At 44.0% G+C, this 7,726-nt stretch carries 3 protein-coding genes; 1 reads left to right on the top strand and 2 read right to left on the bottom strand.

Features of this window, described 5'->3' with window-relative positions:
* Positions 1-764: 764 nt before the first annotated feature.
* Both KGY70_14045 and KGY70_14040 read right to left on the bottom strand, forming a co-directional pair.
* The gene (locus tag KGY70_14045) at positions 765-2,798 is read right to left on the bottom strand and encodes a PAS domain S-box protein (GenBank protein MBS3776312.1); all 2,034 of its coding nucleotides are present in this window, start codon (positions 2,796-2,798) and stop codon (positions 765-767) included.
* Positions 2,799-2,832: 34 nt separating this feature from the next.
* Positions 2,833-3,819, bottom strand: a complete 987-nt coding sequence (locus KGY70_14040) for an aspartate-semialdehyde dehydrogenase (GenBank protein MBS3776311.1) — start codon at positions 3,817-3,819, stop codon at positions 2,833-2,835.
* Between the two features lie 77 nt (positions 3,820-3,896).
* Between KGY70_14040 and KGY70_14035 the strand changes: the two genes are divergently transcribed.
* The gene (locus KGY70_14035) at positions 3,897-7,622 is read left to right on the top strand and encodes a lamin tail domain-containing protein (protein ID MBS3776310.1); all 3,726 of its coding nucleotides are present in this window, start codon (positions 3,897-3,899) and stop codon (positions 7,620-7,622) included.
* Positions 7,623-7,726: the final 104 nt, after the last annotated feature.

The raw sequence follows: 7,726 nt of genomic DNA, 5'->3' as shown, positions 1-7,726 counted from the left end.
TGATGTTTATATATCCTATTGCCCTATAAAAAAATATTAATCTATATATGGAAATCACTTCTGGATAATGGTTATGGCATTGTTTCCCAACCATATCGTTGCATTCAATTCAGGCTTTCTAAAGGCCCCGGACTCTTGCCCCGATAAGGGGCAAATAGCGATAGAACAGCCATACCTCGTCGGTTTGGGCGCCTCGTAGAGTGTGCGATAGATATTGTGGGTTATCCATATATCGGATTAGAACCAGCGACAAACAGAGCATCCACAATATGCCCAATGTTCAGCGGATACGTATCATAATTCACAGATCAGAGACCAACTCGTCTCACCCAAAACATAATAAATTAATCGATCCGTATTCTATCGCGCGCTCTACGAGGCTCGGGTGTGGAGAGGAATCCACTATTGCCATCGCTATTGGCCCTCTACGAGGGCGGAATAGTACATCATGGATTTATCATTCCCCTGCTCAGGTACAAAACAAAGGATTTTTGCCTTCAAATCATGCGTCATTGGGCGATAATACCTTACCGGTCAAATTCTTGCTTTTTTTGGCAAAACTTGCACGGTAAGGTTGTGTACTTACTCAATTAACCTACGAAAGAGGTACATTCGCTGTGTGATCTTATCATTTAATGCTGTATCCTGTTATCTTTTTATTTATGCATCCAATTCCACCTGTCGGCGGAAAGGCATTCAATCCCGCCTGCACTCCGTTTCGGTTGCTTACGCTAAAGCTTCAGCGACAGCGTGCGGGCAGACATTCAATCAATCATGCCCTTTCGCATAGGTATGGTAAAAGAAAAAGTAGAGCCCTGGTTGGAGTTGGATTCTACCTGAATGGTACCTCCCAGAAGTTCCACCAAACCCTTGGATATGGGAAGACCCAGGCCGGTTCCTTCATATCTTCTTTGATTGGAATCTTCGACCTGTGTAAATCTTTCAAAGATCATGTTGTGATGTTCCGCGGCAATACCTATGCCACTGTCTTTTACGAAGAAATTGATATGGGTGTTGGTTACAGAATAACCGAATGCTATTTCTCCTGCTTCCGGAGTAAATTTAAAGGCATTGTTGAGGAGGTTTGCAAGGATCTGGCGTATTTTATTCTCATCCGATTGAAGCAAGCTTTTATCGTCAGGAAGCGGTGTAACACTTTCGAAACGGATATTTTTTCTCCTGGCTTTGGATTGGAAGCACAAATATATTTCAAAGATAAGGGCATTGAGATTGAACGGGGAGATTTGCAGGGATTGCTGCCCCGTCTCCAGTTTGGCCATACTCAGCACGTCGTCGATGATATCGGTCAGGTGATCTGAGGAGTCGTGGATGGCATTGATGTATTGTGTTTTGTCTTCCGGTACAAGGTTGGGAGTATTCAACAGTTGCACATAGCCGAGTATGATGTTAAGGGGCGTGCGTATTTCGTGGGAAAGGTTAGCCAGGAATGCGGTTTTTAACCGTTCATTCTCTTCAGCCTTCTCCTTGGCCTTCCAAAGTTCATTTTCCAGCATTTTCCGCTGCAAAGCTATGGAAGCCTGGTTCAGGAATGTTTCCACCATATTGAAATATTGAATTTCGGATGTATGGAACTTAAAAATGTGAATGGCTGAAAAGAGTCTGTTTTCCCGCCTTAAACCAATGGTATAAATGGCTTTTAAGTTCATCAGTTTTTCAACTTGTCTGGCCATTGCTTTATTTACGTGACCAAATGAGAATGCATCCAACCCGCCCTGAAATTCGATGAGCTTTTGCTTTTTGTAATAATCTTTCAGCTCCTCAGCAAAAGGATATTCTTTATCTATGGGGTTCATCCCAAGCGTATTGATAACTTTACTGAGCGTATTGTTATGAATTCCGAATACATATCGTGGGGTAACTGTTTCCTTCTGTTCATTGATGTGGTTAATGATGATCACTGAATGGGGAACAAGCGCGGTAAGATTTTTGCCAATGTATTGGAAAATTTCTTCTACAGATGGCAGTTCAAGGAAATCCAGGGCAGTTCGGCTCAACCATTCCACATTTTGCCTGTGCTGTTCCTCTTTTTTCCGCTGGGTAATGTCTCTGCATATACCCAATACCCCGCAGGGTTGGTGGGACTTGTCAAAAAGCAGCCGGGCATTCACTTCTCCCAAAATTTTTGAACCGTCTTTTCTAACCAACTCAAGGGCTTTGATTTCTGTGGTTTCCTGACTGGAGTGGGGATCCGTAAGAACCTTTCTAAAAGCTTCCAATTGGTCCTGATAGGAAGCTTTCGTCATAACGTCACCGGCCTTCATCGCCATTGCCTCTTCCACCGTATATCCGAGAATATTTTCAACCGAAGGGGAGACATAGGTGAAATTCTGATCGAGATCGGTAGTGTAGATAATATCTGTGGAATTTTCGGCAAGCATTCTGAATTCCTGTTCCCTGGACCTTAATTTTTTTATGGTTTGCTGGTCGGTTTGGACTTCGTAAATGGATATTACCCCGTCAATTGCTCCGTCATCGGTGTAACAGGGATAAAGATGGATTATGCTTACAAAATCCCTGTTCTCTGTTCGCGGGTCATTGAGCCGATAACTGACTGCTTCTTCTCCTTTCAGGCATCTGTCAATATAAGGTTTCACCTGTTTCATGAAGCATTGCTTCCCGGTCAGGTTTTCCACCGGAGAGCCAATAATCTCTTCCCGTGCTTTTTGATGATGATCACAAAAGGCCTGGTTTACAAAAGTATAATTGTAGTTGCGGTCAGCTACCGAAGCCGGTTGTTTGATTGAATTGATTATCTGTAGCGGGATTGTAGCAGCCATCTTTATAATGTTAGCCAAACGAATGCTTCTTACCTTAAAGCAATTTATTTTCCAGCAGATGTTCTGCAATTTGTATGGCATTGGTTGCCGCACCTTTTCTTAGGTTATCCGCCACAACCCACATGTTTAAGCTCTTTCCCTGTGAAAAATCCCTTCTTAGCCGGCCAATAAATACCTCATCTTTATTTTCACTCGTTTTGGGCATGGGGTAAAGATTTTCCTCAATATTGTCATACATTACAATTCCCGGAGTATTTTTGAGGGTGTTTTTCACTTCGAGCATGTCGAATTCATTCTGGAAGGTGATGTTCACCGCCTCCGAATGACCCCTGTAAACCGGTATTCTCACTGCCGTGGCAGTCACCAGTATGCTGGGATCTATGATTTTTTGGGTTTCATATACCAGTTTGGTTTCTTCTGATGTATAGTTGTTATCCAGAAAGCCTCCGCAGTGGGGGATACAATTGTTAAAAATCTGGTAGGGATACGCTTTTTTGCCTTCCTTATTGTTTATTTCGGCTTCCAACTGATCAACAGCTTCTTTTCCTGATCCCGAAACCGCCTGGTAGGTGGCAACTACCACCCTGTTGATCCGGAACTTTTTATGAAGGGGGTATAAGGCCATGACCATCTGAATGGTGGAACAGTTGGGATTGGCGATAATTTTGTCGTCTTTTGTCAGGAGGTTACCGTTAATTTCCGGTACAATAAGCTTTTTGTCATCTTCCATCCTGAAAGCCGCTGAATTGTCGATAACGGTTGTACCTGCGCTGGCAAATTCCGGTGCCCACTCCAGAGCTACGTCTTTTCCCGCAGAAAACAGGGCGAGATCGGGCCTGATATCTACAGCTTCCTGAATCCCCTTTACTTCCACTTCTTTTCCGTTGACTTCCACTTTTTTTCCCTGAGATCTTTCCGAACCCACCGGATAAATTTCTGAATAAGGAAATTGCCTTTCAACCAATACTTTTAACATTTCCTGCCCGACGATTCCTGTGGCGCCTACAACTGCAATTTTCATAACCGTAAAATTTTTATTTTTAAGTAGAAATTTGTAAAATTACTAAGGTTTTCAAATATATTATTAATTTTTAATACATGAAAAAAATCCTTTTTGTTTTTTTTACACTTATGGCCTCATATGCAGGAGGCCAGGTGTTTTTTGATTTTGAATCGCAGGATCTTGATCAGTGGTATCAGTATCCGGCAAACCGGTGGGGTTTGGATTCCATTGCCCCAATAGAAGGTTCCTATTCCCTGCATCACATTTTCGATAATCAGGATGCCGGTCGTGACAGGCTGTCATTTCCCGCCTCGCTCGATCTGAAGGATACAAACCTGGTTTGGCGTTTTCAGGTTAAATATGGATATCGTCCCTCAGGAAGCAACAACTGGGGATTTTTTCTCGCTTCCGACCAGGATGCCAGGGAGATGCATCCTTCAGGCGGGGCCAACGGTTATGTGGTTGGCGTAAATTATAGCGGTTCGGATGACAAAATTAAATTATGGAGGATTGCTTCGGGATCGGGTTATGTAATACTGGATACCGAGTTCAACTGGGAGGATCACATCAATGTTGACCAGGCGGTGGGTTTTGAAATCATTTACACTGATCCCGGATTATGGACAGTAAAGCTGGATACCAACGGAACATTTGAACAATTGTATGAAATCGGACGGGTTACCGATTCTGTGTATCTTGCTTCGGAATTTACCGGGATTTATCATGAATATACTTCAACAGCCGATCAAAAGTTGTGGTTTGATAACATTTATATCGGTCCACTTATTCAGGATACACTGCCTCCCAGGGTCATTTACAGCCATGTGCCTCATCACACCGCTCTGAATATTGATTTTTCCGAACAAATGGATCAAACTTCCCTGACGGATCCTGCTCATTTTACCCTGATCAACGGGGATGTTGAAATTGCAGAGATAACTTTACTGGATACCCTCCCTGCCAAAATACAACTGTTATTTGACAGACCATTAGCAGATGCTTTTGAATATGATCTGTCGATATCGGGATTGTCCGATTTGGCTGGCAATCCTTTGAAAGATACCATCCTGTCTTTTCAGTATGAAAAACTGCGGGTCGATACATTGATGGTTCCTGCAAACGATTCTCTTTTGGTTTTATTTAGCCGTACCGCCGATACGACATCAGCCAAAAATCCGGCCAACTATAAGATTACACCGGACATAGGATCTCCGGATGCTGTTTTTTTCCTTTCTGATCATCCCTCTCGCGTGGCTCTGGTAACTGGCCGGCCTTTTCAGCCGGGACAGGAATACCAGCTTAACATCAGTGGTATTGAAGATTCTCACGGCGATACCCTGTCTCCTTTCACGGGGAACTTTTATTTTTCCAGGACGAAAGCTTTTGATATCGTTATCAATGAGATCATGGCCGATCCTTATCCCTCGGTGGATTTGCCGGAAGCTGAATATATTGAGCTATATAACCGGACCTCGGAAGCGGTTGATTTAACCGGCTGGGCACTCAGGGTTGATGAGAACAACAAGCCTTTGCCCTCGGGCATTATCCCTCCCCATCAATATGTAATCCTGTGTGATGAGGAATATTCGGATGATTTTGACTTCTATGGGGAGGTTTTGCCTTTCCCTGTTTTTCCTGTTTTGAGAAATTCCTATGCCGATATTACCTTATTCAGTGATAAAGGCTTGTTGATGGACAGTGTGTCTTATCATGAAAGCTGGTATCAGGATGAAGACAAAGACGGGGGAGGTTATTCCCTTGAAAGGATCGATCCGGACAACCATTGCAGCGGATTGACCAACTGGGAAGCATCCGCAGATCGCAGGGGCGGCACCCCCGGGGAGAAAAATTCTGTTTTAGCCGGAAACATCGACACCATCCCTCCGGAAATCAGTTTTTTTGAAACGGTTACCGATTATCAGCTACGGGTAAGGTTTTCTGAGCCAGTAAAAGCTGATATTGCCGATGATGTGGATAATTATTTTGTAAGCGGGGGGTTGGGACGTCCATATTCCGTAGTCCTGAAAGCACCCGTTAACATGGAAGTTTTGCTTTTGTTTTCGGACCGTATGGTGCCTGACCGGAGTTACGAGCTAAAAATCGATCAGATCGCGGATTATTGCAATAATTTTTCAGAAGGCATGAGCCGTCGTTTTGCTTATCATCCTATAATGCCCTACGATATAGTCATCAATGAGATTATGGCCGATCCTGAACCGTCAATGGGGCTTCCTGTCGCTGAATATGTAGAAATATACAACAATTGTGACCATGAAATTTCTCTCAGGGACTGGAAACTTTTTATAGGACGCTCTTCAGTAACTTTGAGAGATCTGTCGCTGGCTCCCGGCGAATATTGTATTCTTTGCGACAGTGAATTTGAAGAATTATTTTCTGATTATGGCCGGGTATGGGGAGCGGATCGTTTCCCGGTTATTTCCAATTCCGGTGAAGCAATTATTTTGGAAGATCCCTCGGGAGAAATCATTTCGTTTATCAATTTTACCGATGGCTGGTATGAGGATGAATATAAAAAAGAAGGGGGATGGGCGCTTGAACAGATTGATCCGGATAATCCTTGCGGAGGTAAGGATAATTGGGCTGTATCGCGTTCTAAAGAGGGCGGAACCCCGGGCCGGGAAAACTCTGTGTTTTCAAATAATCCGGATACGGAACCAATCCAGCCTTTACACATTACCATTGTGGATTCGATGACCCTGTTGCTTCATTTCAATGAGCCCTATGATCGTAATTCGGTTAACGAACCGGGTATTTTCCAGGTTTCCGGTATGGGCGCTCCTTCAAAAGTGCTTGTTCAGCCACCGGATTTTGCATCCCTCATGCTCGAATTTGCAGAGCCTTTTAAGAGAAATATTCGTTATGAGCTGATTATCCGGGACAAGATCATGGATTGTGCCGGCAATGAGATCGGGGCGAACAGCTCCCTTCTGTTTGAACTGCCTGTAAGACCCCGGCCGGGTGATCTTGTCATTAATGAGGTATTGTTCAATCCCGCCTTTGACGGCGTAGATTTTGTGGAAATTTTCAACCGGTCGGAACGGACGGTTGATTTAAAGGCAGTTTGCCTGGCTACAGTGAACGAGCAGACCTCTGAAATGGAAAGGGTTAGCTGTCTTGATGGCCCGGGTCGCCTGCTTTTCCCGGGTGAATATATGGTATATACCACCGATCCCGATAAGGTCAGGGAACAGTATCATACAGCCCATTCGGATCATTTCGTGGTTACTGAAGCATTTCCGCCCTATCCCAATGATGCGGGTACGGTGCTTTTGACAGACAAATGGATGGAGCCGCTCGACCGGCTGGATTATAGCGAGAAAATGCATTTTTCCCTGTTAAAAGATCCTGAAGGGGTTACCCTTGAGCGGATACATCCTGACAGAGCCACGAATGATCCTACAAACTGGCAGTCGGCTGCACAAACTTCCGGATATGGAACCCCAACCTACGAAAATTCTCAATTTTCCGAACAATCCAATTCAGAGAGCACCATTTCCCTGGAACCTGAAGTGTTCTCCCCTGATAACGACGGAAAAGAGGATGTGGTGAATGTTCATTACCGGTTTGATCAACCCGGTTCTGTTGCCACGGTGAGAATATTTGATTCAAAAGGACGCCTGGTCCGCCATCTGGTCAACAATCAAACCGTGGGTACGGAAGGCTTCTTTTCGTGGGACGGATTGGATGATCAGCGGCGTAAAGCAAAAATGGGGATATATGTAATTTATGTGGAAGTGTACAATCTGGAAGGGGAAGTAAGATCTTACAAGGTTTCTTGTGTGTTGGCAGGAAGATTATAGGATTTGAAAAATGCTTTTCATTTACAACTTCCTGCTAATTTCCTGCAACTCCAACAGTCAAACAGCAAATGATAAATAAAATGGCCACGAATGCACGGATAATA

This window comes from Bacteroidales bacterium (assembly GCA_018334875.1).
GTDB lineage: Bacteria > Bacteroidota > Bacteroidia > Bacteroidales > UBA12077 > JAGXLC01.
The sequence above is the reverse complement of the archived record's forward strand: the minus strand, read 5'-3'. Positions and strand labels throughout refer to the sequence as shown.